Below are 26008 nucleotides of genomic sequence, written 5' to 3' on the forward strand. Positions count from 1 at the left end.
CGTTTGGGCATAAAAAAAGCCACCCGGGCAAGGGGTGGCCTTTGTAAAATAGGCGAGTCCGCGCAGTGCTGCTAACACCGGACGGGCTCTAACCAATCAGCGAAAGGACCGCTTCATGGCTGCTGCCAATATATCAGTCGCGCGTTTGCGCGAAGTGCTCAATTACAACTCGGACACGGGTGTCTTTGTTTGGTTGCGCCCTACCGGGCGGCGTGCCAAAGCTGGCGATATCGCTGGCTCTGCTGAAGGCCGAGGGTATTTGGCAATACGCATACAAACCGCCAGATACAAGGCTCACAGGCTAGCTTGGCTCTATCACTACGGCGTTTGGCCGGAGGGCGATATAGACCATATCAACAGCAACAAACAGGACAATCGCATTGCGAATTTGCGTGATGTCGATCGCTCGACAAACATTCAAAACCTGAAGGCTGCAAAGTCGCACAACAGCTCTGGCCTGTTAGGCGTGGTGCTTGACCGGTCTAAGAAGACTGCGAGGAAATATACGGCCCGTATCGTTTACGGTGGAAGACAACACAGTCTGGGCTATTTCAACACCCCGGAAGAGGCGCACGCAGCCTACGTGGCGGCTAAACGCGATCATCATCCGGGGTGCGTCATCTAGCTATCAGCCTCCGCTGAGATCGCTAATTTTGAAGCAGGCTTTTTCCGCCTCCAGACGCAGCGTGGCATCGACCAAGATCTGTTCGCGCTCGAAGTCTCCCGAGCGGCCCAGCTTGGTGCTCTGGAAGGGCCGCAAGTAGGCGATTTTGATTTCGGACAGGTCCAGGCCATACACGTTCGTGCTGCCAGCCATCATGTAGTGCGGAACGTGCGTGAGCGCGCCGAAGTCAGACACGAACACATCAGCGCCACCGATGATGGCGCCCTGGTTCGTGCCCTTCACTTCAAAACGATTGGAGGCGATGCCTGTGAAGGCGGACGCAACGGCCTTGTGCGCTGGCGAGAAATACACCGACTTTGGCACCTTTCCAGCAGAGATGTAGGTCGCCTGCACCGCCGCTTTATAGAGAACATCAGTCAGCGCACGGGCCGTGCCAGGGGTTGGCGCAACCGTAGCCACGCCGGAGGTATGCGCCACCGTCGAACCACCAACGCCGTGGCTGGTGTTGGTGTAGATCAGCGGGCCGAGGCCGGTCGCTTTGGCTGCGACGGAACCGGACCCCAGCACTGCGACGTTGTTGGACACAACCATTTTTTCAATGTCGCGCTGCAGCTCCTTGTACATCTTGGCCTTTTGGTAGGCCATCTCCGACTTTTTCCCGGCCTTGTCCACGACTTCGGCGCGGCCAGAGATGGCCACCGTGTCCTGGAAAATCTGGCAATAGTTGCCGATGCGGTTCGGAGGTGTCTTGGTCGATACGGTCGCGTCGTCGCCGTCAATAGCGGCATTGTCCGCATTGGGCGCGCGCAAGGCGTCACGACTCCACTCGTGCAGTGTCTGCGTGGCTTTGGCGCGGCCAGCACTGGAGACAATGGGGGTCGTTTCCGGGTCCTGGCGAGAGATGAAGTCTGCGAGGTCTTCGCGGACGTTGGTGGCCGCCGTGTAGCGGGTATAGGTGCTTGCTGCTGCTGCCATTTTTGGGCCTCTTACAGGTTGTTTTGTGCGATGAATGCGGCAAGGTCGTCACGCGACCCCCTGCCGGTACGAAGCCGCTCAGTCACGCGCTTTTCACGCGTTTCGTTGCGGGGCACGCTTTGCTGCTGTGGAAGGCGCGGCGCAGTTGCCGCCTTTTTCTTCACGTCAGCGGTTTTCTTTTGAAGCTCCCGATACGCCACAGCGTCCCGCATAACCATCACCACAGCCGGGTCGTTCAGCGTTGCGAAACGCTCCTGCCCTATGCCGTAGTCCTTGGCGACGGTTTCAAAGATGTGCTGCAGCTTGGGCTTGTCGATGCCCTGCTGACCCAACACACCCCAGCACTGAGAGAAGCTCTTTTGGAGGTTCTGCTGTTGCTGTTGCTGTTGCTGGAATTGCTCCTGCTGCCAGCGGTTTTGTAGCCCGCCAATGACGTGCTGAACCTGCTGCGCGCGCGCCTGCTCTGCGACATAAGCCGCAGGGTCTTGGTACGCCAGTTGCTGCATTTCCTCGGGTGACTTCAAACCGGCGAGCTGTCGCACAAGCGCTTGTGCCATCTGCGCTTGCTGGACGTAGTGGTTCTGCGCTTCCGTCACCTTCGCGCGCACAATCTCCACGGCCTGCTCTTCTCGCTGTGCAAGCTGCTGCGTCTTCCGCGTGTAGTCGGAATGCCGCGTGTAGCCTGCAATGAGTTCTTTTTCGTCAACCTCTTGTTCGAGGTCCGCACCGTCATCGCCCTTGATGGTGACTTTGAATTTGCGAGAGCTTGTCGGATCGGGCTTGTCTTCGGCGTCGTCGCCGTCTTCATCCGGGCTCTCGTCGTCGGTTTCCGCGTCTGCGTTGTCTTCGGGCTCGTCGCCTTCAGGTGCATCAGCGTTTGGCGTTACTTCCTCTTGTGCCTCGGTCCCGTCTGCGCCGGGGTTGTCGAGAAGGAAGCTAGCCACTTCATCCGCTGTAACCGGGGCCGTGTCGGCTTGTCCGTCCATTGGGTGTTCCAATCAATCAAAACCACCCCCTTTGTCACCAAGGGCAGCTACGGGCACGTTTCACAACGGAGGCCCAAAAGGTAGGTGACTACCGGATAACCGTGCGCAGCATCCTTCGCGCTGTGCTTTCGTTTCTGTGCTTGTTCAGGTTCAGGCTAGCGAATTCGCCGCCCTTCACCATGCGGCGCAATATCTGCTCGAAATCGTCCGTCACTGCGGCAAACTGGCGTGCCAGCTTCAGGCCTTCCGCGTCTCGAATTTCCGTGGCCTTGAATGCCTTGTGCGCCAGGTCGTGCAACTGCTCAAGTGCAGACTGAAAAGCCGGGTTATCGAGCACCTGCGCAGCGTCAGAGCCTGCTTTTACGATCTGGTCGTCGTTCATGGCTGCACCTCACGGCCAATCTCTGCCGTCGCTGCCATGGTGGCGGGGTTGCTGAGTTTGTTTTTACTGGAAATGTTGGCCGTCTCGATGCGCACCGATGCGTCGAGTTCTGCCTTCCAGCGCTGAAATCCCATTTGCCGCTCGCGCTCGCGTTCGGCGTACTGCTCTTTCAGTGCTGCTAGCTGCGCCTCTTGCTCCAACTTCATGCTGTGCATTTGCGCTTCCATGCCCTGGCGGTTGGCGTCGGTCTGCTGCTGGGCTTGCTGGCGGATCATCTCTAGCTGCGCTTGCAACTGGCGCTGCATCTCATCGGCCTGCATCTGGTACTGCATTTCCATTTGCTTCGTCTGCGCCTGCACCTGCATCTTGGCTTGTTCGCCTGCCTGGCTGGCCTGCAGCTTCATTTGCTCAATCTGTAGCTGCGGGTTAGGCCCTGGCGGTGGCAGTGACTTTCCTTGTGGATCGCCGATGAAGTCGCCCACGTTCTTCTGTCCGCCCAACTCCACCAGCTTTGCCAGCGTGTTGTAGATGTTGTCTGGTGTAATCATCAGCGAGCCAAACGGGCTTTGGGCTAGGCCCATTTGCCGCTCCAGCAAGCCGTTAAAAAACGATATCTGCTGCGCCTTGTCGCCCGTGCCAAGGCCGACATTAATGGTCATGTCGTAGCCGTCGCGCCATTCGTTCGGGTCGTATTGCACGAACTTACCGCGCAGCCGGAACGCCAGCGGCTCCATCTCGCCAGAGGTGAGCAGCTTCAAGATGCCCCGGAAGATCGGCGTTACCAGCACCTCAGCGAAGATGCGGGCGATCAGCTTGACGCGCTGCTGCGAGGCGTTCGACTGAATCGAAACCTCAGTAGCAGTCCGCCCAGGCTTGAGGCTGTCGCCATCCATGCCCGCCTGGTTGCTTGAATAGCCGATGCGCTTTTCCAGCATCGAATCGACGTAACCCAGCACCGGTAGCGTGTTGGCCGCGTTGAACGGCGTCGGCTCCATGCCGATGGAATCTGGCCGCGATTGGCGCACAAGGCCACCGATGCGGAAATCCATCAGGTCATCAATGTTCGCGTACGGCGCCCCCTGCGCGTCGGTAAGCACCGTCTTTCGCGGGTTCACTGCCAGGTTGCTGGCGTTGACCATGCCGCGCGTTAGATCGGTCTTGAGTAGTTGGCCATCAGAAGCAATCTCAGCAACGCTCATCCCGTCCCAGCGGTGCGGGTTGATGATCGGCGACGCTGTGGCGATCTGAACGTGGTCGGTTTCCTCGTTGCTCAGAATCTTCGATTCCAGCCGGTGAATCAGCCGACGCTCTGCAATGCCGTCGCCGTCATAGTCCACCAGCACATACTCAATGCGCAGCCATCCTGTTGCCAGGCTTTCATCTTCGATATCTACCGTGTCGTCTTCTGCGCGCGTGCTTTCGCCTGCGCGGCTGCGGCGGTAGTCTTCATCGCTGCCCACCGGAGACGGGTCGTCCGATGCGCGCAAGTCCTCGGCGGTGACGTTCTTGAAGCCCATCTGCCGCAGATCAGAAAGCGTGACCTCCATCGCGCGGGCCACATACGGGCACTCGTCTAGCAACGGGGTCGTCCAGCCGCGTTTAATGTGCAGCTGCTCGGGCGGGAAGGCTTCGATGCGAATGCGCTTCTTTTCCACCTTCTTCGACACGCGGGCATTGAACAATGGTGGCGCTTCGATGGGCATCCCCATTGCGTCAGCCATAGGAGGCTGTTGGACAGGCGTTGCAGCCTCTATCTCGAAGCCTTGGCTCTCCAGCATCGCCAGCGCTTCCAGCGGCGCGCCTTGAACTTCTTGCACATCGCGCACTGTTTCCGACACCAGGCGCCACTCTACGGCGCAGTTCTGCGCAATCAGTGCGTCCTTGATGGCCGTGTACAAGACAAGAAACCCGTTGTTCTGCTTGTAGAAGACGTAATTGCAGGCGTCCGTCGCCTGCGCTGCGCCTTCTACGTCTTCGGGCTTTGTGGGCTCGAACACCACCGCCTCGTCTGAGCTAGTGAATGTGTCCACCAGGCCGGGTAGCATGGCCTCTACAGCATCTGACACCTCGGACGTGACAATCGTGCTCCATCCGTCCAATTCCTCGTCGCCAGGGTACGGCTCGCGGTAATACTCCCGCATGGCCTTTAGACGAGTCGCGCCGATGAGGTCGATGTACTCCGCCGAATCTTCCTCGTTCGCCTGCAGGTGCTTGAGCAGGTCGCTATCGTCCATCTTTGCCATTACTCTGTAGCCTCAGCCTTGGGTTTGCGGCCACGTTTTGCGGGTTGTGGCTCGTCTTGCACGTCTTGCGCCACGCTTTCAACTTCTGCGGGCGCAATCTTTCCAGCGGCCTCTTCCAGTGGGGAATGCTTCGGGAATGGCGGCATTCCGACGCGCTGCGATCCGTCCGGGTAGGTGTGGGTTTCGTTCATGCGAGAACTCTTTTCCTGTAAACAATTGGGGCTGCAAGCTTGGGTTTTGTGATGGCAAAGCGCCGCATCATGTAGGCGTAGCGCGACGCGGAAATCAAATCGTCGTCCAGCTTGACCACCTTTCCGTCTTTGCGGTGGTACATGCGAAACTCTTCAAAGTACTCGGTCAAGTTGCTGAACACCTTCCAGCGTCCGGTTTGCATGCGGTCCAGCATGTCGACCAGCCCGGCCTCGACACCATTACCCCCGCTGCCCTCTGGCTCCCCATCGGGCGGGGGGTGTGTGGCCTTGTCTTCCAGCATTGCAAGCCCTTGTTTCTTGTACTGCTCTGCCAAGGCTTCGCCTGAGCCCTTATCGTGCTGTAGCCCGTCATGCGGCCAGGCCCAAGGGAGCCAATCACCCCAAGGCTTCACAGTCGATGCAAACAGCAAGGGCGTCTGCTCTTTCTGTCGGTGGCCTGCAACAACGTAGATCACATCGCTATCACGATCCCAAGCAAGCCGGGTTGCAGCGCTGGGGTGATCCCAGCCAAAGTCGATGCCGCATATTTGCGGCCAGTGGAGCGGTATCTCGAACGGCGCCACGCTGATCGTCTCGTCGGCAACCGGGAAGATGCGCCCACTTCCTAATGTCGGGATGCCTTTTGTTCGGGCCTCGCGCTCATGTGCTGGGTAGCTCGCAATGATTGACGCCCGCTGTGCAGGTGTGTAGTGTTCCGCGTCGTCAATGGTCATAGTCGTGACGCTTGACCCGGCAGGCTTATCAAGCAAGAAACGCTTCACCGTGCCCGTCATCCCCTTCAATGGCGTGAAGGTCATGTAAACCATGCCTCCCGTCGCATTCGTTCGGGTCAGCGCCTCGGTGTAAATGTCCTCGTCCGGCTCTTCATCCAGCCAAACCACATCCAGCGTTTCGCCCTGGAACTTCTCGCGGCCCTGGTCGTAGCTCTTGAACCCGATCAGGCTCTCCCCGGCCTGCACATCACCGCCACCGCCGAATGTCACTACAACGGTATCCACAGCATCCGCAACGCCGCGCTTCATCGTCTTGGACTTGATCGCGTCCCTAGGGATTGCGCCAGTGCCAATCGAATTGAAGCGGCCCAGCAAAACCCGCTGCGCCGTGTCCCGCGTCACTTCACCAGTTACCCCAGCGGCCCAGGCCATCACCTGCTTCTCGAAGACACGGCCCTTCCACCAGTCCGGGTAGCGGCCCGTCAGGTGCATTGCCGTCTCAAATCCTGCGCTCCAGGTCTTTCCAAGCTGGTTGCCAGCCATCAAGAGTCGCTCACGAAAGCTCGCACCTTTGGCGTGAAACTCAGCTTGCTTGGCGTATGCGTGATACGCCTGCAACTGGTTGCCCTCCTTACGGCGCTTCTTTTCCTCCAGCAGTGCCAATAGCTCCAGCTTCTCCGCTCGCGTTAATGAGTCGGGCAAGCCTTGCATTGATCTGTTCTTCCGTGAGGTCTGTCAGGGTGGTTTTCTGGTCAATCTCCAGCTTGTCGCCGTACTCGCGCGGGTTCGACTTGGAAGCCTTCCAGCGGTAATGGCTGGCAAGCTCCCTTGCTTTCGCTAGGCCGAATGGGTCAGCCGCAGCGCGCAGTTCCGCTTCTGCCATTTCGTCAAAGGTGCGCGCCGCAGCAATCCGGGCTTCGCGCACGCGCGCGGAACGTTCCGGGTCGGCTGCAATCCACCGGCTCAGTGTTGCGATCCCAACCCCCAAGCTCTCCGCAATCGCTGTCTGCGACTCGCCTGCACAAAGACGGTCGCACAGTGCATCGACACCTAGCGCATCAATGGTTTCTGTTGCTGTCGTCATGGTTGTTAGTTGATAAGCGCCCATCGGACTACAGGGCTTGGTCTGACCCTGCTGGGCGTTGCCGTTCGCTGCCGTAGCCGATAAGGACTGCGCGTGCCCCAGGAGATACAGCGCGGTTTACCCGCCGCGCTCGCCTTCGGTTTACGCGATGATGCGGGGTCGATAGGGAGCGGGCGCTGCTGCTTTAGGAACGAGTCCGAGAAGTTTGTTCAGCAGGCCCGCGAAAACAAAAAAGCCGCCCGGATTGCTCCTGAGCGGCTTCGATTGACTGACAAATCCTAGAGGCGCGCTACCCGACGCAAATCGGGCAAGTCCTAATGCCAATGCTGACTAATGGCGGCGACTATGCCATAGATTTCGGTGGTGTGCAACATTTATTTGCAGAGCCTGTTTTGCAGCATCGTCCTGCCCGCATCCACAAGATCAGCCAATCCCTGCTTACTCACTGCCAGCGTGCGGGCCATCGCTACCGGGTTGCCGCAGTGAACATAGCTCCAGCGCACTGCGGCCCGGTTCTTCTCTGGCAGTGCAGCTACCGCCTTTTCCACCAGCACCGCATCAAGCGTATCAACGGGCGTCTGAATCACGGGCGCATGCCACTGCCTGGCCTTGCTCTGGTACATGCGGAACATGGGAGCAGTCTGCCAGCCATGCGGGCGCACGATCACCCAGCGGCGCCAGTTCTCCAGCCTCGCATGGATGGCCTGGTGGCGGTCTTGGACGTGGCTGTAATCGACGGTTTCAGTGACGCGCATCAGCATGTTCTCCCTTTCAGTTCTTTGAGCTTTGCCCGGTAGGTGTCTCGCACCTCTATCAACCCCTCTCGCGTCCATTTGCGCGGAGCGTTGTCGTTCTCCATGGCTTCGACAGCCTCCAGGCCGATCAACTCGATCAACCGCACGCGGTACGGGATCAAGTTGCCGTGCAGGTAGGTGTTACAGGGGGCGCATTGCTTCCAGACGTTCATCGGGTTCAGCGCATGCTGCGGCGCGGCTCCACGGCTCAGGTAGTGCCCTGCGTGCCATTGCCCTTGGTGATGGCGCCCGCAGGATATGCATGGCTTGTCGGCATCGCGGATTTGCACAATCCAGCGGTTCAGGGCGGTCTGGGCTTCGCGCTTGAGGTCTGCCAGCGTCTTGATAGCCTCCTTGCGCGCCCGGATGCTGGCCCGCTCCACCTTGGCAGCAGCGCGGGCCTTCTTTGCCTGGGCACGCTGGGCTTTCTCTGCCTGGGCATCGGCCCATGGTGCGATGCACTCGGCATGGATGCGCTGGCCTGGCTCCAGCCTGGCGCGGCAGTGGGGGCATGTGGTGCGACGGAAAGCTGTCATGCCGGCGCCCCTTGCGACCACTTCTTGCCATTGACTATGTTGCTGACCATTGACTGGTGAACACCGAACTCAGCCGCTATATCGCTCTGAAGCCGACCAGCTGCTCTCGCGGCCCGTATTTGCGCAACCCTCTCTAGAGTTAATTTCTTGGCTTTACGTGGATTCTTCGCCACAGAATGGCGTCCAGCAGCAACGGCGTGGCGCATGTTGTCGTGGTTGTTGACCCACTCAAGGTTGGTGGCGGCGTTGTTGGCTCTATTGAAGTCAAGATGGTTAACTTGTGGCAAGTCACTAGGGGGAAGGAACGCTTGCGCCACAAGCCTATGAATCTTCCGAGCGACCAGCTTGCCGTCTTCGGTCACCTTGCACTTCAGATAGCCATAACTATCAGCAACCGGCTTTAGCACCATGCCACGCTTTATCGCAATACCACCCGAAGGGTGTCGAACCTCGCGATCCATGCTGCGGACGCGACCCAGGCTGCTCACCTCATAGGCGCCTCCGGATCGGGCTGTGGGTCTCCAGACTTCAAGGATCTCGTTCATCAATCGTCCCACCCTTCCTGTGCTTTGAACTTCACCCCTTGCTCAGCAGCCCAGGCCATAACGAACTCGGACAGCTCCGCGCATTCGGCCTTTGTCAGTTGGCTGGTGCGTCGGAAAACTATGTCCACCCCATGCCCATCCACGGCGGGCAGCATTTCGATTGGCTCGCCACGGGCACGCAGCCATGCAGCCGTAAGCAGGCGCTTCCATGTGTCCACGTCACGCTTTGCACCGGCCCATTCCACTTGCTTGCTGATCTCGCCCAGACAAGCGTGCAATAGGCGGTTCTGCGCATCGCTGCGCTTCTCGGGGCGGATTTCCAGCGTCAGGCGGGTGTCTCCGGCCATCAGCCAGCCCTTGGCGTGGTGCCAAGCGGTCATGATCGCTTTGTGGGCTTGCACGGGCTCCCACAGGCTGAGGGTTATGCGTTCAGCCATGCGAGACCCAGTCCCGATAAGCAGCACAAGGCGTGAACCCAATCCCCAGATAACGGTTTGGGATGCCCTTGATGCCGCAGTGCCAGACACCGTAGATTCGCTTGATGTGGGGTTTCATGCGACCTCCAGTCCAAGCTGCACAGGGGCGGCTTGTGTGGGCTCGAATAGCTGGCCCTGGGCGTGGGCTTGCTCGATGCGCCGAACGGCAATGTCGAAATACTTGGGTTCGCGCTCGATGCCGATAAAGCGGCAGCCGTGCTGCATGGCCGCAATCCCTGTCGTACCCGACCCCATATATGGGTCAAGAATGGGCGATGGAGTGCCCAGTCGCTCGATACACCACGCCATCAAGGCGATAGGTTTCTGAGTAGGGTGCGCCGCCTGCATTCCATCGTTCTCTGCAATGCGAGATGGTGGTGAAAACGATCGGCGAAAAGCGTAGACCCCGTGGCCTCCCTTCTGCCAACCCACTTCGGCATCCGAAAGAAAAGTGCCAAACAAGTGATCGTCTTTCTTCAACCAGACCAGCGTGGTGCCGACCGGTAGCCGTTGGGCGTAATGATTAGCCCCCCATACGATCACCTTTGGAAACGCCAGCCAAGGCGAAGGATCGAATGGTTGCGCGTCCTGAAGAATTGCCCCCCAGTCCTCACGGCCTCGCCCCCGCTTGCGCGCGCCGTCATTACCGCTGAATCGTTTGCTGTTGGTGTCCCAGCTCATCCCGTAAGGCGGGTCTGTGATGACGGCGTCCACCTTGCCCAACGTCGGCAGGACTTCCATGCAATCGCCCAGGTAAAGCGTGGCGTTGCCAATCGTTTCTACTCGCATCACATCACCCCCCACTCTTGCGCGGTGCGGCTGATGACAGCCACGCCACGCGAGCCGATACGACAGATTCCTCTGCTGGCTTGTGCTTCTGGCATGTGTGCTGCGGAGGCAGGTACTTCCATACCGGGCCGATGGCGCAGATTGCAAAACCGTGCTTCGCCATTTGCCCCGATTTTTTTGGCGACCAGTGGATGCAGGATTGGCATGTCATTCATGTGCGCCACCACGGCTAACCGGGTGGGCCCTGGCGATTCGGTCGATGAACTCGCGCGCGGCGCCGCGGTCCCCGGTTTCGGGATCTGAGTCTGTTTTGCAGTCGCGGCCAATGATTCGGTACATGGTCCAGCCCTTCGCCTCGATGGCGCGCTGGCGCACTGCGTCGACCTCGGTGTTCCTGTGCCACTGCGAGCCGTCGCATTCGATGCAGACTTTGGCGACTGGGTTGGCGAAGTCGACAAAGTAGCCGTCGACGGGGTACTGCGGATACATCACCAGGTCGGCGGCGCGAATGTCGTGCCACAGCGCCCGTTCGATAGGCGTGAAAACGCTGATCCAATCGACCTCATAGGGATCAATTCCCCACTCCGCGGACCCGGCCTCTTGAATCTGAGCGCCGACCAAGCGGTAAAACTGGCGCAAGGAAGGGCGGCGGGTTGCCTCGGACTGGATAGCCCTGGCGATGGGCTCGCGGATGCTGGCCAGCTCCATCTCATGCGCGATGCGCTTGGAATCGAATTTCATTCAAAGCCTTTCGACTGGGCCCCGACGCCCTTTTGCGGCGGTGGGCCCGCCCACGATTCGAACGATGTGAACTGGCCGTGATAGAACAGATTCACATCCCCTGTCCGTCCTTGGCGGTTCTTTGCGACACGAAGCAATGCGTAATTGCGAAAGTTCTCGCCAAGCTCTGGCTGGGCCTCGATTGGGCGATGAATGAAAGCCACCACATCGGCGTCCTGCTCGATTGCGCCGGAGTCGCGCAGGTCTTGCAGGCCGGGCACCTGCCCTACCCGCTCCACTCCGCCGCGGTTTACCTGGGCAAGGCAGATAACGGTGATATCAAGGTCTTTGGCCAGGCCCTTAAGCCCGCGGCTGATCTCCTCGATTTGGTAGGCGCGCGGCTGCTTGCTGTCCATGCCGCTCATTAGGCCGATGTAGTCAACCACCAGAATGTCCAGCCCATGGCGGCGCTTGAGGGCCCGGGCCCGGCTGCGCACCTGCATGATGTTCAGCCCGGACTTGTCCGACACGAACCAGCGCAGGGTCTTGGCCTTCTCCACCCCGTCGACGATGCGGTCGTACTCCAGTCCTTTTTGTGGGCGCTTGATCATCCCGATGGATGCCCTGCTCAGGATGGCGGCTTGCCGGTCACGCACGTCGCTGTGCGGCATTTCCATGGACAGGAATCCAACGGACTGCGCCTGAGCCATGTAGAGCCCAATCGTCATGGCTAGAGCTGTCTTGCCCATGGCTGGGCGGGCCCCTATCACGACCAGGTTGCCGCGGCTCAATCCACCGTCGAGCATTTCGTCGAAGTCGTGCAGTCCGGTAGGCATGCCCTTCAACTTCCCCTCTTGGCGCTGGTCCAGCAGGTCAAGATGCTTGATCGCCGCGGTGTGCGCGTCGATCCAGTCGTCCGATTGCTCTACGTCATCCAGCTTTGCCAATTCGGCCTGGGCCCGGTCGATGCGCTCTTGCACCGGCCCCGTTTCATAGGCCAGTTCGGCCATCTTGTAGCTCAGGCCGTGCAGCTGGCGGGCTTTGAAGGCGTCGACCAGGGTTTGCACATGGCGCGATATGCCGCGGGCGCTATGGTTGTTGCAGCTAGCCACCTGCAGCACGTCAGACACCTCCAGCACCCCGATCAGCGCGTCAACGATGCTCATCACGTCGCATCCGTTGCCAGCGGCCATCTGGCGACACAGCTCGGCATAGATGACCCGGTGCGCTTCAACCGCGAAGTGCTCGGGGCGCAGCCGGTCCGACACATCGTCAAACGCCGCGGGGAAGTTGATCAAGATGGACAGCGCCGCGGCCTCGATGTGCTCGTTACAGAAGTGCCCGGGGGTTGCCAGAATCTCTGGCGAATCGGATTTCATGCGTGCTCCTTTTGCAGCGCAGCTTTGTAGGCTTCACCGGCCGCTGCCGCTGTATCGAACGTCCCTAAGTAGCGATGAACGCCATGAATACGGCGCTGAGCGACGAAGCGCTGACGATGCTTGTAAACACCCAGAACCCCCGTCCTCGCATCGCGGTCTGCCCCCTTGCGGTTGCTCATGTTTGTTGACCTGTCAACATCACGCAAATTAGCTATGCGGTTGTCAGCGCGCTCGCCATTGATGTGGTCAATCTCCATCGCAGGCCATACACCGTGGTGAAGCAGCCAAGCCAATCGGTGGGCGTGGTAGTTGAGACCATCAAGTCGGATCACCACGTACCCGTTGGTGCCTATGCGTCCCGCTTGTTGCCCAATGCAGATTTTTCTGCTGGGGCGGGATGCCCATGTGAGCAATCCTGAGTCCGGGTCGTAAGCAAGGCGTTCACGCACTCGCTCCAACGTTGCTTGTTCACGCATGGGTAGCAGTCCTTTCTATTACGTGCTTCTTCCCTTTTTCCGTCAGCAGGAAATCGAAATCGCACTGCCAACCCTCATGCCCCGCGGCTTTGTGCCCGCGGCCCATCAGGAAATCGTTGTCCCGGGCCCGGGTGAAGTAGCCGCGGATCCATTCCATCGCCTGGCCCGCATCGGTTGCCCGCGGCGTGCCGTCAGACTTTTTCGAGGTCAACACGAACCGCCAGAAAGCCGACACGCATTTGCGGCGGCTGTCGTTCATCAATCGGACGGATGGAAGCTCGGGGAGGATTTCGTGGTACAGGTCGACCACGGATTGCGTGTCGCACCGCGGCGACTTGTCGGCACTGCCGACAGAAGCGTTAGCTTCTTTATCTGTATCTGTATCTGTATCTGGGGGCGTTGCTGCAACGTTGCGCAACGTTTCAACGATTTCGGAAGTTGCCTTTTTAGCCTCCCGGCTCTTACGGCTGCGCTCTGTGCTGCTATCAGAATTGAACTGGCGTTTATCCCAATTCAGCAGATTCCATTCCGAATCGGTGAACCCTTTTCGGACGAAAAGCGCTTTCGTTTCGGTCAATTCGTCCGCCGAAATGTGCATGGCGAACTGAATCTCATCTTCTTGCAACGTTGCAAGAACGTCGCTGCAACGGAGGCACATCAACATCATCAGGCGGCGCTGCATTGCTTCGCTCATGCTCTGGACCTTCGGGTCCGTTGCAAACTCGGAATACACGCGAAACCATGGATTTGCCATCAGTGACTCGCTTCCCAGGCTGCGAACTTGGCACCTTGGCGGGCCAGGGTCTGAGCCTTCATTTCTTCCAAGTGCTTGCGCGCGCCGTCGCGGTCTCCAACGGCCATAGCAATCTGCAGGTCCACGCCTGCAAGCTGTGCAGCCAGATCGCGGCGCTTGTCGATCAGTTGGGCGAGTTCGGTATCGTTCATACAGCCGCCTTGCTGATAGCCTTGCGGCGCTCGGTGCTGGCCCGTCCTGTCTCTTGGTTCTCCAGCACAAAGCCGGGGTAGCGCTTGAGGGCCATTGCTGGGCGCTTGATGCCAGCGCAAGGGGCTGGGGTAGCCTTGGGGCGAATGGTGGGGAATGTCATGCGACCGCCCGGATGCCGCCACGGGCCTTGAGGTGTTCCATGGCCCGCATGGCGCGCTCCATCGTTTGGGCGGCGCTGTTCATCACTTCGACCAGCTTTACCGCCTCATCCTCGGGAGCTTTGCGGTCGGGGCGGGCGTGCAATGTTTCGTCGCAAGCGTGATAGAGCGGGTCGTAGCACTCGCAATAAGACATGAGGCGCATGACCTGGCCGAACGACAGTTTCTGCGTGCCGGTTGGGTTGCAGCAGTCCTTGAGACGGGCATAGGCGCTCTCTGGCTTCATGTCGGGGAACATGTGTGCGGCAACCAATTTGAAGGGCTTGCCGCTGTTGCCAATCGCGGTGGCGATCGCGTCGTATTCGTCGTCGTAGAACAGCTTCATGGAAGGCTCCGTAACTGTTAGGGGCAAAAAGGGGTGACCGTTTTGGCCAAAAAAAAGACCATCTGTGCATGCAAAACGAAACACAGATGGCAGTTCATGGCTCAGGCCGTAGCGGTGGGCTTGGCTTTGCGGGGTGGCGCCCATGTGAAGGTCGGGCACAGCCGCTTACGGTCAATGCCCGACAAAGCTTCAAAAGCGGCGGCGTGTTTGGCGGGAATGAAGCCTTGGCGCTTCCAGTCATTCACGGTCTGCTTGGAGACCCCCAATGACGCGGCAACAGCAGCTTGCTTTCCCCGAGGCTCAAGAAATGCGTTCAGTTCTGGGTTGTCCATTCCCCGAGTATGGTTCAACCAGACACCATCAGTCAAGTTCAACCGTACGAATAGTTTCGCATGATGAACCAAGTCTTTATGCTCAAAAGATGGATAAAAACGCCAGCTTTGGATTCGGTGTCAGGCTAAAAGAAGCTCGCCAAGCTGCCAGGCTCAGCGGGTCCGAATTGGGCCGTGGAGCTGGTGACAAACCAGGGAAAGATGCGTCCAAGCAATCCGTGGCAGACTGGGAGGCAGAGCGGCACTACCCCAAAGCCGATCAGTTGCGTTTGATATGCCTAAAACTGAATATCAGTGCCGATTACCTGATCTTTGGCGACATAAAGAAGGACGCGGAGTTGATCAAGGCCGCGAGCGTCGTGCAAGCGCTGACAGAAGAACAACGCAAACAGTTGCTCTCCATGATGCTTGGCCCCGCTGTATCTGATGGGCACGTAGAAAAGCACTTTCCTCCGGCGCCGCAACAACCAGCCGTCACCAAGAAAGGCAAAGTATGAAAGCCATGGCCATATTGATTCTCGCAGCGCTGCCTTTTGGCGTGTACGCGGAACAGGAAGAGAGGCCGTTCCGCATTGGCGAGTGCTACACAGCCATGTGGATGGACTCAAGAGCCGCGCCAGCAGCTACACGGCTTGGGGTTGGACAAACCACAATACCGCTGTCACTGCGGACATCAAGAGCAAAAGCGAACGCCAAGGAGCGACAGGCGCTTGAGTTTTTGGTGGCTGAATTGCAGAGTTGTCAGAAGCAAGACCAGCAAGCCCGCACTGCTTACCATCCATTGGCAAAACAGACGATAGAAGAATTCGAAGCAAACTATCGTTCTATCTTGGCAAAAACGTTTTCTGGTGATCTCGCGTGGGGCGCGACTATTGAAGCCACAGAAGAAAATGCTCGACATTTTGAGCATAAATTGGCAGAACTCGCAGCGATGGTTAGGGCGCAGCATGCCGCCCAGTCCGAAAAGGAGGAAGCTGCAAAAGCGCTCATTGCAGCCCAAGAAGAAGATCGTCGCAAGGCCGCGCTGCGCTTAGATTTCGAGCGCCAGCAACAGGCCGAATCCATGCGGCGCCAGGAAGAGATCGCCAAACGGGAGCAGGACAATCGTGAGATATCTAGCGGCTTGCTGTTGCTGCAGATGGCAAGACCACGCCCCGCCATAAACTGTCGAAGCACCCGCTTCTTTGACACAGTGAACACAACGTGTAACTAAGAGCCCACAACAAGCCAAACCGCCCGCCGAGGCGGTTTTTTGTGGTCTGTCGCTTCTTTATGCCGTCTTGTACGGTTTGACACGACGCTACATGACAACAAATTCTATAAGAAATGTCCGGTTTAACTTGACCTTGTGTGTACGGTTCAGCCATACTTCACCCATGCCGCAAACAACGGCACAGGTGAACGGCCCACGATACGGTCGGAACTGAGGCGATGCCCTACGGGGAGCAAATCAGGGCAGGTACACCGATACCTGATGAGGCGGCGGCCAAGAGCAGAAAACGCGGTTGTCGATAGGCGAGTTACCCGGACAAAAGAAGCCAATCAGGCGCGGGGTACTTGGGCGTGGCGAACCCTTAACGCAATCAATGAAGCCTTCAAACCACCCGTCGAGCCTCAGAGCGTCATAGCTTGGGCCTAGACCTTCCCTCAGTGGAGCCGGACCGAGTAACCGGCATGGCCTTGGAGACAGGGCCGAAACCAGAGCGCATTGATAGGCAGTGCTCTCTGTTTTTCAACAAAGGAACACCTTATGACTTCAGACGGCATAGAGCAGGAAATTCAAGCCAAGGGCCTGACAGCGGCGCGCGTTACGCCTGCCGATGTAGATGCAAATATTGCGACTGTCGAATATGTAAAGCACATATCGGCGGGCCGGAAAGTGCTGCGCTGGGCGGTGATCACAACCACAAGCGGATTCGCCGTTGTCGGCAAGCCATCTGCCAGCGTATCGCCAGAGAACGACGACGAAGACATTGGCAAAAAGGTTGCCTTTGATAACTCAAAAGCTGAGCTTTGGCCTTTGATGGGCTACGCACTGCAAACCAAACTGACCAACACGTAACCCCACCCGCCCCTACACCAGGGGCCTGGAGTGCTTTGATGGGCGGCGATGTGGAAAGTGTTGGGGTCTCCCAGCGCCTCTGCCTCGGTACGCGCTGGCTATCACTATCCAACTTTATCTGGCAGCAGATAAACACACACAGCCCTGCAATGCCAGATAACGCCGTAGTTCAGGCGAGCGGCGCACCCACTTTAAACCAAGGCACGGCGGCATGTTCCGCTTCCCCTGCAACGGAGAGTTAGACATGACTGCTGGAGAACTGAAGGATGCAGAACGCAGGGCGCTGAACATCCTGGACAAGTGGAATGACTGCACTGGTGTTGTGTCTCGCGGAGGTAGCTACTACTACGAGTTGCAAGGGGTGATTGAGGACGCCGTGCGGTGCGGCGCTCAAGCGGCTTGTGGTGTGCATGAGCCGCTTGAAAGCGAGAAGTAATGACTAACGCAATTTATCCCGCAAAACCTGCGGAATAACATCACCCTGCACCCAATCAAAGCAGGCTGCAACGCTTACCAGTAAAGCGCTGACAGCTATCATAAAAATAGCGACAACCCCCGCGCAACACACAGCCCTGCAATGCGGGGCTTTTTTGGAGGATTTATGTACTGCACAGCAAATCCATGCGCCGATGCAGAGCGCTACGAAAACGCATGCGCCGACATTGCCGAGGCCGAAGAGGCAGAGGAAATGCGGGTCTTCCAGCGTCTGAAAGAAGCATTTATAGAAGGCTTGCAATGGGGGCCAAAACACCCGCTTGATACACCGAAAAAAATGGCAAAGCGTGACACGGCAGAGGCGCTTTATGTGCTGCAAGACGAGAAACCCGACCTAATCGACCGGGCGCTCTGCATGCTTGCACAGATCAACGACCCCGCCGCGCGAGATGTTGTTGACGACCTCGCAGAGGCGTGGGCAATGAGCGCGACACGCGAATGGCGGGAGCTATCAAATAGATAGCTTCTAGCGCTTTCTAGATAAGCGCTGCACCCTGATTCCATCCACAAACCGCAACGGCTGCAAACGGCAGTCTGGGCGAAGCCTTGCCAGGAGAAAAAACATGGAAAACCCAACGACACGAAAATTTCCGCGCACAACGCGCGAAGCCTTCGGAATGTCTGCGCAGGACGCCCAGGCGATTTTCTGCTACCGGCGCCCGCTGCATGAACGGGCGTTGATGTGGATGTTCAGATGGGGCTGGGCTCTGGCCATTTTGGCCGCGATCCTTCTTACCGGCTGCGCAGACGAGGCGCCTACATGGGCGGCAGACCAAGCGAACCTTGCCGACGCCATTGCGCAGGCGGCAAAGGAGGTGGGGCAATGAAAGAACGCCACCCAAACGCGGAATGCCTGCGCGCCCTGGCAGATGGAAAGCAGGTGGTTGTCAGGTTCTCGAACGGCTACAGCGCCCCGATTGAGGACTGCAGCACAACGGTTTTTATCTCCCTTTTCCGGCCCGGATCAGTGCCGCAAAGCGAAGGCTGGACGTTCCACATTGAAGACGCAGAAGTAGCAGCGAAATGAAAACCCGCATCGCCATCGCCTGGGCAACCTTCCGCATCTATCGCCAGGCCATTCCGGCCGTTTCCATCACCTACTGAGAACCACCACCATGAACGCTGTCGTTGAAGTTGATACAGCCAGCATGGTTCCCGCACGAAGCGCGAACCCCACTGCTGAAGTCGTCGCGCATGCCAAGACCGTGCAACAGGTCATGCAGGCCGTGATGAAGCCCAATGTGCACTACGGGGCTATCCCCGGCGCGGGCGACAAGCCTACGCTACTGAAGTCCGGCGCCGAAGTGCTTTGCATGACCTTCCGCATCGCCGACCGCTACGAGGTCACAGACCTGTCGCGGGACGGTGCAATCCGCTACCGGGTGAACTGCGTGGGAGAGCATCAGACCTCCGGCGCGACGCTGGGCTCCGGGCTGGGCGAGTGTTCCAGCGATGAAGAAAAGTACCGCTGGCGCAAGGCGGTGTGCGTGGAGGAATTCGAGGCCACGCCAGAAACTAACCGCCGCCTGAAGTTCGGGCGCAAGCAAGGCGGGCACTACACGGTGCAGCAGGTGCGCACCGAGTCGGCAGACCTTGCCAATACCGTTCTCAAGATGGCGTGCAAGCGGGCCAAGATTGCGATGGTGCTGAACGTCACAGCGGCATCGGACATGTTCAGCCAGGACTTGGAAGACCTGGACGCCGAACTGGTGCGCCACCTGGTTGACGACGAGCGCGATGCGCAGATGCAGCTTGTGCGTGATGATTGGTGCGCGCGGGCCACAGCCGCCGCCGACGAAGCCGCCCTGCGAAAGACAATGCAGGACGGTGTCAAGGTCTTCCAAGCCTCCCGCGACAAGGACGGCTACGCCACCTTCGCCAGGGCCGTGCAGACGCGCGGCGCGGCACTCAAGCAACAAGGAGCAGCACATGCGTGAAATCCTGATCCGGTGCAGTTCGCTGGGAAAAATCATGACCGAGCCAAAGACCAAGGCAGAAGGCGAGCTTTCAGTAGGAGCGAAAACCTACATCCGCGAGCTTGCCCAGCAGGAGATTTTCGGCATTGACTTCGAGTTTTCCAGCAAGGAAACGGAGAAGGGAATCGAGGTCGAAGGCGAGGCCATCGCCCTGCTCAATCGCGTTCGCGGGCTCTCTCTGTCGAAGAACGCCGAGCGCAAGAGCGACGGCTTCATTACTGGCGAGTGCGACCTGTTCGACCAAAGCGTGCGCAAGGGCTATGACCTTAAAGCCTCTTGGTCAGCCAAGACTTTCCCCGGCTGGGTGAAGGACTGTGAAGACAAACTCTATGAGTGGCAGTGCAGGGGCTACATCAAGCTGTGGTGCGCCGACGAGTGGGAAGTTGCCTATGCCCTGGTGGACACCCCGGAGCGCTTGATCGGCTACGAACCGCTGCAGATGCACATCGTCTCGCACATCCCGGAGCACATGAGGCTTACGGGCTGGGTGATTCGCCGTGACGTGGAGAAAGAGGCGTTGATCGAACGCAAGGTGAAGGCCGCGCAGGCCTACTTTCAAGAAGTGATCGCCGAGTTCGACCAGATCCACAAATCCCCCGAGCTGCAGGCAGCTTAACCCCAACCCCCACGGTGCGAGGCCGTGGGTTTTTTGAAAGGCCAATATGGCACGAAAGTACGAAGTGACCGCAATCACAGGCAAATACACCGACAGCAACGGAGCAGAAAAGAGCCGCTATCAGACGCTGGGCTCTGTGATTGAGACAAAGAACGGGCTGATGCTCAAGTTGGAGGCGGTGCCCATCGGATGGGATGGGTGGGCTTACCTGAATGACCCGAAGCCGCGTGAAGGCCAGCAGGCGCCGCAACAGCGACAGCCGCAACGCCAGGCCCCGCAGCAGGACGGCTACGACGACATCCCACCGTTATAACCCCCCCCTGCCACCCCACACCCCAGCCCGCACCAGCGGGCTTTTTTAATGCCATGACACAAACCAAATTCGCCAAGCTCAAGAACCCATGGACTGGTGAAAAGCCAGCGCCACGCGCCATCACCATGATCAACCCCGACGACCTCGAAATCTGCACCGACCCGCTACCACAGGGGCGGGCCATGCCAGAGGGCAAATACTCTGCCAAGTTCGCCGCTCTGCAATACGGCCAGTGTCTCAAGTGCCCACCAGGGGCTGCGCCCAAGATTGCTACGGCCCTCAAGAAGTGGCTTGAAACGCACAAGAAACCCGGCAGCGTGCGCAGCGCCCTGCGCTACGGCGAAGACGGCATGGGCCGCGTGTGGCTGCTTGCACCAGAACCCAAGGCGCTCAAGAGAGCAGCATGACAGACCCGCGCCACTGGAGGCCAGAGCAGCTATTCATGCTGCGCTGGTTGTACCCCGACTTCAAGGCCGATGAAGTGGCGCAGTGCATCGGCAGAAGCGTCGGCTCAGTCCATCGCAAAGCCGTGCTGCTGGAAATTGGCAAGTCCGATGCCTTCAAAGCCAGCTTCTCCAGTGGCCGCATACAGGCTGCAAACACTGACCCGCGCATGTTGGCTACCCGCTTCAAGCCCGGACACAAGACATGGAACGAAGGCGTGAAAGGCTCCACAGGGCTGCACGACAACTGCCGCAAAACGCAGTTCCAACCCGGCCAGAAACCGCACACATGGGTGCCAGTGGGCAGCTACCGCATCAATACCAGCAAAGGCATTGCCCGGCTTGAGCGAAAGATGAGCGAGAACCCCGGCCCAAACCATGTGCGCTGGATACCCGTCACTCGCCTGGTGTGGGAGCAGCACCACGGCCCCGTCCCGCCCAAGCACATCGTGATTTTCAAAGACTCACGGCTCGCCACAGTTGTTCTGGAAGAAATCACCGTGGACAAGATCATTTGCATCAGCCGTGCGCAGAACGCCATGCGCAACAGCCTGTATTCCAAAGACCACGACCTTGGCAGGCTCGCCCAGCTCAAGGGCGCTATTACCCGGCAAGTCAACCGAATCAATAAAGAACACAAGGAAAAACAAGCATGAGCACCCCACACATGACCACCCTGCAAGAACACCTGCTGCAGACGCTCTCCAGCCTTCGCAGCCGGGAATTCCCCATGGAGCCAGACCGCGCCAGAGCCGTGGCACAGGTTGCCGGTGTGCTGGTGGACTCGGCACGGGTAGAAGTCGAATACCTCAAAGTGTCAAAACAAGACGTCAGCAATTTCATTGACGGACTGAAAGCACCACAGGCAATAGCGGCTATTGAGCAAGCGCCATCAATTGAGACTTCCAGTGCAATAGACAGAAGCACACCAGGTGTCGTGCGCCACCGGCTGCAGGGGTAGCCCATGAGAAAGACAAGCGCCTACGCCCGCCGCCGCTGGGCACCTGACCCGCTGGCCTCCCTGCGCCTACTCGACCGTGCCCGGCCATTTGACCCCGGCGACACCACAGAGCAGCACATCAAGACCCGCGCAGCGTTTGAGCGACTCGGAAACGGCACGGCTGATAACGACGACTTCGACCGCGTTGCTATGGCGCTGAATCTTGCGAAGGTTCGGGCGCTGGAAATCGACCGCGCCTTGGCTGACCTGCTCGAAGCCGGGCAAGAGGCCATGACAGCCGTCAGAAAGCGCCATGACAAGTGGGCGAAGTGGGAAGTGCTGCCAGCAGAGCGCACGGCCATCGTTGACGCATTGGACGCACACGAAGCAATCACCGACGCCAGCAGCCCATTGCAGATGTATGAAGCTCTGGACGTGGTGCGGCGAAGCGTGATGAAGAACATGAGGACAGCAGCATGAGAGCCAGCGAAAAACACTTTCTTATGTCGGCCATCTATTTGGCTCAGACAGTCTCAGAAAACGTCGCGTTCGGTATTGGTGTCTTTTTGTTCGTCTTTGGGCTGCTGGCCCTGCGCGGCGAATGGAGGACAGCATGACCACCACCGAAACCACCCCCCTCCAGATCCCCGCCATCACCATCGAGCTACACCCCGGAGAGCGCTACGCAGGCCCCGTGCTCGACGCCGAAGGCCGCGTCAAACACCACCTGGTGCTGCTGCCCCACCTCCCCGAATCCCGCCTGAACTGGGACGCCGCCAAGGCATGGGCCACCAGCGTGGGCGGCGAACTGCCCGACCGGCAAGAGCAGGCACTGCTGTTCGCCAACTGCGAGCCGCACCTGCAGCCAGGCTGGCACTGGTCGTGCCAGGAAGATGAAGAAGACGCCTCCTACGCCTGGAGTTGCCACTTCGATCTCGGCTTCCAGGGCAACAACCACAAGAGCTTTGAGGGCTCGGCTGTTGCCGTCCGCTTGATTCCCCCTCAGTTCTTGAGTCATTCAGTCCTTTTCTTCAAGGCCATCCCATGACCACAACCGAAACAGAAACCCTCTTTCGCAAAGTCGGGCGCCGCTACGTGCCCGCTTACAGCAGAGACGCCGAAATGGCAAAGCTCAGGGGCCAGCGCATGGTGCTGTGCTCGCTGCTGCGCGATTGCCTGCCGGTGATTGATGCGCTGATGCAAATACCCGGCGACGACGACAGCGACGCACGCTTGAACGGGCTGGCAGGCCGGATCACGGGCGCGTTGAAAGCGATTGCAGAGGATCAGGTGAAGGGGGGTGAGTCGTGATAGCCGCCCATACACCGGGGTCGTGGTTTGCGCGCAAAGACCCTAACTCGCTGGATAACGCAGAGGTAACCGGCAATGCACGGCGCTGACCTATTCGCAGACGCACCCGAGCTGGCCGCCGTGCGTTGTCCGGTTGACCGCCCAGTTGTGCGGCCGGTGGCATGCGCGACGGTGGCGGCCCTCTACGTTGAGCCGAATGGCGTGTACGTTGGCGTGCCAGGCGTGGACCCGTGGGACGAGGCGCGCGACGCGCGCAAGTACCGCGGGCCGCACCCGGTGGTGTGCCATTCGCCGTGCCAGCGCTGGGGCAAGTTCTGGCACGGCAGCACCCGCAAGCCGCACCAATACCGGCTTGGCGAAGACGGCGGCTGCTTCGCTGCTGCGCTCACGGCAGTGCGCAACTATGGTGGCGTGCTGGAGCATCCGGCCGATTCGTTGGCCTGGGATTACTTTGGCCTTCGAAAGCCAAAGCGCGGAGAAGGTTGGGTGCAAGCCGACAACTACGGCTGCATGACCTGCTACGTGGAGCAGGGGCACTACGGGCACGCGAGCCGCAAGCCGACATGGCTGCTAGCCAACGCACCCGAGCTGCCCGAACTGGACTGGAGCCGTGGCAAGCAGCGGCTGCCGGACTGGATGATCGAGCGCTACGGCTATGCCAAGGCGCGGCGGATTGGGGTGGTGGCGATGATCGGCGGCAAGGACAAGACCGCGCTACGCAACGGCACCCCCCCGCAGTTCCGCGACCTGCTGCTGTCGATAGCGCGCATGACGCACAACGCCGAAGTTGACCGGGCCAGCGGGTCCGGTCGAACGCAGAGTTAAACCACGTTTTGGAGAGCGAAATGCAATGCAGAGTTGGCGACCTCGCCGTTATTGTGCGGGCCGACACGGACCCCGAATGCCTCGGTCGCATCGTGCGCGTGGTGGCGCTGCGCATCGCCATGGGCGAGCTTGCGTGGCAGGTTGACCCGCCGCACTTTTGGACCTGCCGCGATGGCCTGCGACTGGAGGTGATGTGGGATGACCGCGACCTGAAGCCGCTGCGCGACGGCGACGGCACCGATGAAATGCTGCTGATTGCAGGCGCCCCCGCTGGCGCGGTGCAAGTGGTTTAACGCAATGTATCCCGCAAAACCTGCGGAATAACATCACCCGGCACCCAATCAAAGCAGGCTGCAACGCTTACCAGTAAAGCGCTTACAGCTATCATAAAAATAGCGAGAAAGGCAGCAACATGACAGACAAACGACAACCCGAGCCGCTGCGAATTGCTGCATTGCTTGAGAAAACCGGGGCGCAAGGATCACTACGAGATGAAGCCGCATCCGAACTGCGCCGCCTGCACGCAGAGAACGATGCACTGCGCACCGGCTACGAAGCCGCACGGCTGGAGATCGAGTCGCTCAAGGCACGGCCAGCGGGGGCACCCCAGCCCTCGCCCGTAGCGCAGGGTTGCGCACTGGATGTGGTGCTGGATGCCTTCGAGAACAAGACGCGCGGCATCCCGCAGGCGCACATCGCTGCTGCGCTCGTTGCAGAGTTGCGCGCCGCCATCGAGGCCGCCAGCACAACGCCCACAGCGCAGGGGGATGCGCTGGACACCATGAGACTGGACTGGTTGGACGCCGACGGGAACAGGTGCGTATTCCACTTGGGAAAATCTTGGTACACGCGCCCCAGCTACGGGCTGCCATACCGCAAGCGAGCAAGCCTGCGTGAAGCAATAGACGCTGCCCACGCAGCACAGGAGGACAAGTGATGGACGCACAAGATTTCACAGCACTTGGCTTGCTTGCTCTGTTCGTGGGGGCCGCTTATCTGATCGGTCGATCTGTTGGCAAATACCAACAGCAAGAGCTATGGCGAGAACACATGGACAAATGCAATCGCTACGTTTACGCGGTTAAAGACCTAGATACGTGGTGCGGCCATCAATCCCCACATGCGCGGCTAATCGCCAGACACCTTCGTTCAGCGGGAGAGGGGTTAGGACTGAGCGGAGGCACGCCCGTTGGCGACGAGGCGTGCACGGTCAACGGTCTGCGCGAACAACTAAAGCGAATAGACGCTGCCCGCGCAGCACAGGAGGGGAAGTGATGCCAAAAGGAGTAACTCCCTGGTTTCCACGGCACGTTCAACCAGCGCGGCTCGGTACGTATGAATGTGTGGTGCGGATTTCTAGCAGAGTGCCAGCGTTTTTGTGGCGACTTGAGTGGGACGGCACCGGGTTCATCGTCCCGATCCCGATGATGGTTGACCACTGGCGGGGACTCACGAAGCGGGCGCACGCAGCAGCAGCACAGGAGGGCAAGTGATGGACTCCGCTATGTTTTACACACACGCCGTAATCTGGTGTCTTGGAGCGATAGTCGCAATCCTCGCGCTTTCGGCTTGCGCCTTGTTGCTTGCGTGGCACGTCTATAAAGATGCCATCGGATGGCCCACTATCGTAAAGGCCATGAAGATGTACAGGGCAGCACAGGAGGGCAAGACCCATGAATAAACACTGCAAAGGCTGCATCCATTACTCAACAGCCCAACGTAAGGCAAACGCCAAAGCAAAGTTGACCGGCTGGTGCGTTGTAAAGGGCACCCCTGTTGATGTGGGCTGGTGCAAGACGCATGACAAAAAAGTTACGAAGCAGGAAGGCAAGAAACCATGAGCACAACCGAACTTCTGAGCCTCATGCGCCTGCTCTCTGCGATGGAAAGCGCAATGCTGGCATCCAAGGTGCCGTTCCCGGACTATCTCAGCGATGAGGTATCGCGACACACTGAGATCATTGAACGGGAGATTTTGGAAAGGACAAGAAGCCATGACAACTGACAACTGGGAGCCAGTGGCGACGCTGTGCACTGATCCACTCAAGGAGCACCCCATGAGCCGCCGCGCCCGCACCCGCAGGGACCGGCGCGAGCCGGTACCAGACTTTGACGACACACAGCCCCGATCAAGGGGCTTTTTTAATGGGGGGACGGAATGAACGATCTCATGACGCTTGACGATATAGCGCAGATGCATCGCTGCTCTGTGCGCCACACTCGCGACGTACTGGTTCGGTTACCGGGATTCCCGGACGAAGCGCCCACATC

The 26008-nt window shown here is 59.1% G+C and carries 44 protein-coding genes; 24 read left to right on the forward strand and 20 right to left on the reverse strand.

All coding sequences use genetic code 11. The annotated features are described in order from the left end of the window. Nucleotides 1-115 precede the first annotated feature (115 nt). Nucleotides 116-625, forward strand: coding sequence for an HNH endonuclease signature motif containing protein (locus C8D04_RS09960; RefSeq protein ID WP_116004701.1), 510 nt, complete (start codon nucleotides 116-118; stop codon nucleotides 623-625). 3 nt (nucleotides 626-628) lie between these two features. Here the strand turns inward: C8D04_RS09960 and C8D04_RS09965 are convergent, their stop codons facing one another. From C8D04_RS09965 to C8D04_RS10050, 20 genes are all read right to left on the reverse strand, one after another. Then, a complete protein-coding gene (locus C8D04_RS09965; RefSeq protein WP_116004702.1) occupies nucleotides 629-1600 on the reverse strand; it encodes a DUF5309 family protein in 972 nt (323 codons plus the stop codon). 11 nt (nucleotides 1601-1611) lie between these two features. After that, nucleotides 1612-2586 carry a hypothetical protein gene (locus tag C8D04_RS09970; protein ID WP_116004703.1) on the reverse strand — a complete coding sequence of 325 codons (975 nt, stop codon included), beginning with the start codon at nucleotides 2584-2586 and terminating at the stop codon, nucleotides 1612-1614. Between the two features lie 88 nt (nucleotides 2587-2674). Next, a complete protein-coding gene (locus C8D04_RS09975) occupies nucleotides 2675-2968 on the reverse strand; it encodes a hypothetical protein (protein WP_116004704.1) in 294 nt (97 codons plus the stop codon). Beyond that, on the reverse strand, nucleotides 2965-5211 hold the full coding sequence (locus C8D04_RS09980) for a hypothetical protein (protein ID WP_116701312.1): 2247 nt from the start codon (nucleotides 5209-5211) through the stop codon (nucleotides 2965-2967). Before C8D04_RS09980 ends, C8D04_RS09975 begins: the two co-directional genes overlap by 4 nt. Next, a complete protein-coding gene (locus C8D04_RS09985) occupies nucleotides 5211-5402 on the reverse strand; it encodes a hypothetical protein (RefSeq protein WP_116004706.1) in 192 nt (63 codons plus the stop codon). Before C8D04_RS09985 ends, C8D04_RS09980 begins: the two co-directional genes overlap by 1 nt. Beyond that, nucleotides 5399-6847, reverse strand: coding sequence for a terminase family protein (locus C8D04_RS09990; protein ID WP_116004707.1), 1449 nt, complete (start codon nucleotides 6845-6847; stop codon nucleotides 5399-5401). The genes C8D04_RS09985 and C8D04_RS09990 overlap by 4 nt, the downstream gene beginning before the upstream one ends. Next, nucleotides 6768-7220: a hypothetical protein gene (locus tag C8D04_RS18580; RefSeq protein WP_133243624.1), complete on the reverse strand. Its 453-nt coding sequence runs from the start codon at nucleotides 7218-7220 to the stop codon at nucleotides 6768-6770. The genes C8D04_RS09990 and C8D04_RS18580 overlap by 80 nt, the downstream gene beginning before the upstream one ends. A 374-nt stretch (nucleotides 7221-7594) precedes the next feature. Beyond that, on the reverse strand, nucleotides 7595-7981 hold the full coding sequence (locus C8D04_RS09995; protein WP_116701313.1) for a hypothetical protein: 387 nt from the start codon (nucleotides 7979-7981) through the stop codon (nucleotides 7595-7597). Then, entirely contained in the window at nucleotides 7975-8550 is a 576-nt protein-coding gene (locus C8D04_RS10000) for a recombination protein NinG (RefSeq protein WP_116004709.1), read from the reverse strand. Before C8D04_RS10000 ends, C8D04_RS09995 begins: the two co-directional genes overlap by 7 nt. Further along, on the reverse strand, nucleotides 8547-9095 hold the full coding sequence (locus C8D04_RS10005; protein ID WP_116004710.1) for an NUMOD4 domain-containing protein: 549 nt from the start codon (nucleotides 9093-9095) through the stop codon (nucleotides 8547-8549). Before C8D04_RS10005 ends, C8D04_RS10000 begins: the two co-directional genes overlap by 4 nt. After that, nucleotides 9095-9532 (reverse strand): recombination protein NinB, encoded by a 438-nt coding sequence (locus tag C8D04_RS10010; protein WP_116004711.1) that lies wholly within the window; start codon nucleotides 9530-9532, stop codon nucleotides 9095-9097. Before C8D04_RS10010 ends, C8D04_RS10005 begins: the two co-directional genes overlap by 1 nt. Nucleotides 9533-9646: 114 nt before the next feature. After that, nucleotides 9647-10312: a DNA methyltransferase gene (locus tag C8D04_RS19120; RefSeq protein WP_279338424.1), complete on the reverse strand. Its 666-nt coding sequence runs from the start codon at nucleotides 10310-10312 to the stop codon at nucleotides 9647-9649. Nucleotides 10313-10567: 255 nt separating this feature from the next. Continuing rightward, nucleotides 10568-11101 (reverse strand): DUF559 domain-containing protein, encoded by a 534-nt coding sequence (locus C8D04_RS10020; RefSeq protein ID WP_116004712.1) that lies wholly within the window; start codon nucleotides 11099-11101, stop codon nucleotides 10568-10570. Beyond that, nucleotides 11098-12459 (reverse strand): DnaB-like helicase C-terminal domain-containing protein, encoded by a 1362-nt coding sequence (locus C8D04_RS10025; protein WP_116004713.1) that lies wholly within the window; start codon nucleotides 12457-12459, stop codon nucleotides 11098-11100. Before C8D04_RS10025 ends, C8D04_RS10020 begins: the two co-directional genes overlap by 4 nt. Next, nucleotides 12456-12935, reverse strand: a complete 480-nt coding sequence (locus C8D04_RS10030) for an HNH endonuclease signature motif containing protein (protein WP_116004714.1) — start codon at nucleotides 12933-12935, stop codon at nucleotides 12456-12458. Before C8D04_RS10030 ends, C8D04_RS10025 begins: the two co-directional genes overlap by 4 nt. Further along, nucleotides 12928-13689: a hypothetical protein gene (locus C8D04_RS10035; protein WP_116004715.1), complete on the reverse strand. Its 762-nt coding sequence runs from the start codon at nucleotides 13687-13689 to the stop codon at nucleotides 12928-12930. The genes C8D04_RS10030 and C8D04_RS10035 overlap by 8 nt, the downstream gene beginning before the upstream one ends. Continuing rightward, nucleotides 13689-13880, reverse strand: coding sequence for a neutral zinc metalloprotease (locus C8D04_RS10040; protein ID WP_116004716.1), 192 nt, complete (start codon nucleotides 13878-13880; stop codon nucleotides 13689-13691). Before C8D04_RS10040 ends, C8D04_RS10035 begins: the two co-directional genes overlap by 1 nt. Continuing rightward, entirely contained in the window at nucleotides 13877-14041 is a 165-nt protein-coding gene (locus C8D04_RS18675; protein ID WP_158550300.1) for a hypothetical protein, read from the reverse strand. The genes C8D04_RS10040 and C8D04_RS18675 overlap by 4 nt, the downstream gene beginning before the upstream one ends. After that, nucleotides 14038-14424 (reverse strand): hypothetical protein, encoded by a 387-nt coding sequence (locus tag C8D04_RS10045; protein WP_116004717.1) that lies wholly within the window; start codon nucleotides 14422-14424, stop codon nucleotides 14038-14040. The genes C8D04_RS18675 and C8D04_RS10045 overlap by 4 nt, the downstream gene beginning before the upstream one ends. 101 nt (nucleotides 14425-14525) lie before the next feature. Then, a complete protein-coding gene (locus tag C8D04_RS10050; protein WP_116004718.1) occupies nucleotides 14526-14756 on the reverse strand; it encodes a YdaS family helix-turn-helix protein in 231 nt (76 codons plus the stop codon). An 89-nt stretch (nucleotides 14757-14845) separates the two neighbouring features. On the opposite strand from C8D04_RS10050, the gene C8D04_RS10055 reads away from it, so the two are divergent. The 23 genes from C8D04_RS10055 (at nucleotide 14846) to C8D04_RS18690 (ending at nucleotide 25742) form a co-directional block, all read left to right on the forward strand. After that, nucleotides 14846-15253, forward strand: coding sequence for a helix-turn-helix transcriptional regulator (locus C8D04_RS10055; RefSeq protein ID WP_116004719.1), 408 nt, complete (start codon nucleotides 14846-14848; stop codon nucleotides 15251-15253). Beyond that, the gene (locus tag C8D04_RS10060; RefSeq protein ID WP_133243626.1) at nucleotides 15250-15969 is read left to right on the forward strand and encodes a hypothetical protein; all 720 of its coding nucleotides are present in this window, start codon (nucleotides 15250-15252) and stop codon (nucleotides 15967-15969) included. The genes C8D04_RS10055 and C8D04_RS10060 overlap by 4 nt, the downstream gene beginning before the upstream one ends. A gap of 537 nt (nucleotides 15970-16506) precedes the next feature. Further along, nucleotides 16507-16818, forward strand: coding sequence for a Gp49 family protein (locus tag C8D04_RS10065; protein ID WP_116004721.1), 312 nt, complete (start codon nucleotides 16507-16509; stop codon nucleotides 16816-16818). Between the two features lie 244 nt (nucleotides 16819-17062). Next, nucleotides 17063-17254, forward strand: a complete 192-nt coding sequence (locus C8D04_RS10070; RefSeq protein ID WP_133243627.1) for a hypothetical protein — start codon at nucleotides 17063-17065, stop codon at nucleotides 17252-17254. A gap of 165 nt (nucleotides 17255-17419) precedes the next feature. Continuing rightward, nucleotides 17420-17776, forward strand: coding sequence for a hypothetical protein (locus C8D04_RS10075; protein WP_116004723.1), 357 nt, complete (start codon nucleotides 17420-17422; stop codon nucleotides 17774-17776). A 100-nt stretch (nucleotides 17777-17876) separates the two neighbouring features. After that, nucleotides 17877-18140 (forward strand): hypothetical protein, encoded by a 264-nt coding sequence (locus C8D04_RS10080; protein ID WP_133243628.1) that lies wholly within the window; start codon nucleotides 17877-17879, stop codon nucleotides 18138-18140. Beyond that, nucleotides 18137-18340, forward strand: coding sequence for a hypothetical protein (locus C8D04_RS10085; protein ID WP_116701314.1), 204 nt, complete (start codon nucleotides 18137-18139; stop codon nucleotides 18338-18340). Before C8D04_RS10080 ends, C8D04_RS10085 begins: the two co-directional genes overlap by 4 nt. Nucleotides 18341-18428: 88 nt before the next feature. Then, a complete protein-coding gene (locus tag C8D04_RS10090) occupies nucleotides 18429-19250 on the forward strand; it encodes a hypothetical protein (protein ID WP_116004725.1) in 822 nt (273 codons plus the stop codon). After that, nucleotides 19243-19905 carry a hypothetical protein gene (locus C8D04_RS10095; protein ID WP_116004726.1) on the forward strand — a complete coding sequence of 221 codons (663 nt, stop codon included), beginning with the start codon at nucleotides 19243-19245 and terminating at the stop codon, nucleotides 19903-19905. Before C8D04_RS10090 ends, C8D04_RS10095 begins: the two co-directional genes overlap by 8 nt. Before the next feature lie 46 nt (nucleotides 19906-19951). After that, nucleotides 19952-20218 carry a hypothetical protein gene (locus tag C8D04_RS10100; protein ID WP_116004727.1) on the forward strand — a complete coding sequence of 89 codons (267 nt, stop codon included), beginning with the start codon at nucleotides 19952-19954 and terminating at the stop codon, nucleotides 20216-20218. A gap of 53 nt (nucleotides 20219-20271) precedes the next feature. Then, nucleotides 20272-20625, forward strand: coding sequence for a hypothetical protein (locus C8D04_RS10105; protein WP_116004728.1), 354 nt, complete (start codon nucleotides 20272-20274; stop codon nucleotides 20623-20625). After that, entirely contained in the window at nucleotides 20622-21317 is a 696-nt protein-coding gene (locus tag C8D04_RS10110) for an HNH endonuclease (RefSeq protein ID WP_116004729.1), read from the forward strand. The genes C8D04_RS10105 and C8D04_RS10110 overlap by 4 nt, the downstream gene beginning before the upstream one ends. Continuing rightward, nucleotides 21314-21622 (forward strand): hypothetical protein, encoded by a 309-nt coding sequence (locus C8D04_RS10115; RefSeq protein ID WP_116004730.1) that lies wholly within the window; start codon nucleotides 21314-21316, stop codon nucleotides 21620-21622. Before C8D04_RS10110 ends, C8D04_RS10115 begins: the two co-directional genes overlap by 4 nt. A 3-nt stretch (nucleotides 21623-21625) precedes the next feature. Next, nucleotides 21626-22081: a hypothetical protein gene (locus C8D04_RS10120; RefSeq protein WP_116004731.1), complete on the forward strand. Its 456-nt coding sequence runs from the start codon at nucleotides 21626-21628 to the stop codon at nucleotides 22079-22081. After that, nucleotides 22078-22218 carry a hypothetical protein gene (locus C8D04_RS18680; RefSeq protein ID WP_158550301.1) on the forward strand — a complete coding sequence of 47 codons (141 nt, stop codon included), beginning with the start codon at nucleotides 22078-22080 and terminating at the stop codon, nucleotides 22216-22218. The genes C8D04_RS10120 and C8D04_RS18680 overlap by 4 nt, the downstream gene beginning before the upstream one ends. Continuing rightward, on the forward strand, nucleotides 22215-22649 hold the full coding sequence (locus tag C8D04_RS10125; RefSeq protein WP_133243629.1) for a DUF1566 domain-containing protein: 435 nt from the start codon (nucleotides 22215-22217) through the stop codon (nucleotides 22647-22649). The genes C8D04_RS18680 and C8D04_RS10125 overlap by 4 nt, the downstream gene beginning before the upstream one ends. Beyond that, nucleotides 22646-22912: a hypothetical protein gene (locus C8D04_RS10130; protein WP_116004733.1), complete on the forward strand. Its 267-nt coding sequence runs from the start codon at nucleotides 22646-22648 to the stop codon at nucleotides 22910-22912. Before C8D04_RS10125 ends, C8D04_RS10130 begins: the two co-directional genes overlap by 4 nt. Nucleotides 22913-23134: 222 nt before the next feature. Next, the gene (locus C8D04_RS10135) at nucleotides 23135-23737 is read left to right on the forward strand and encodes a hypothetical protein (protein WP_233521153.1); all 603 of its coding nucleotides are present in this window, start codon (nucleotides 23135-23137) and stop codon (nucleotides 23735-23737) included. Between the two features lie 20 nt (nucleotides 23738-23757). Then, nucleotides 23758-24030: a hypothetical protein gene (locus tag C8D04_RS10140; RefSeq protein ID WP_116004734.1), complete on the forward strand. Its 273-nt coding sequence runs from the start codon at nucleotides 23758-23760 to the stop codon at nucleotides 24028-24030. Between the two features lie 119 nt (nucleotides 24031-24149). After that, nucleotides 24150-24674 (forward strand): hypothetical protein, encoded by a 525-nt coding sequence (locus tag C8D04_RS10145; protein WP_133243630.1) that lies wholly within the window; start codon nucleotides 24150-24152, stop codon nucleotides 24672-24674. After that, complete coding sequence (locus C8D04_RS18590; protein ID WP_133243631.1) at nucleotides 24674-25012, forward strand: hypothetical protein; 339 nt, start codon at nucleotides 24674-24676, stop codon at nucleotides 25010-25012. Before C8D04_RS10145 ends, C8D04_RS18590 begins: the two co-directional genes overlap by 1 nt. 398 nt (nucleotides 25013-25410) lie before the next feature. Beyond that, nucleotides 25411-25578 (forward strand): hypothetical protein, encoded by a 168-nt coding sequence (locus C8D04_RS18685; protein WP_158550302.1) that lies wholly within the window; start codon nucleotides 25411-25413, stop codon nucleotides 25576-25578. Continuing rightward, the gene (locus tag C8D04_RS18690) at nucleotides 25575-25742 is read left to right on the forward strand and encodes a hypothetical protein (protein ID WP_158550303.1); all 168 of its coding nucleotides are present in this window, start codon (nucleotides 25575-25577) and stop codon (nucleotides 25740-25742) included. Before C8D04_RS18685 ends, C8D04_RS18690 begins: the two co-directional genes overlap by 4 nt. Nucleotides 25743-26008: the final 266 nt, after the last annotated feature.

The sequence above is a fragment of the Simplicispira sp. 125 genome (assembly GCF_003096555.1).
GTDB lineage: Bacteria > Pseudomonadota > Gammaproteobacteria > Burkholderiales > Burkholderiaceae_C > Simplicispira.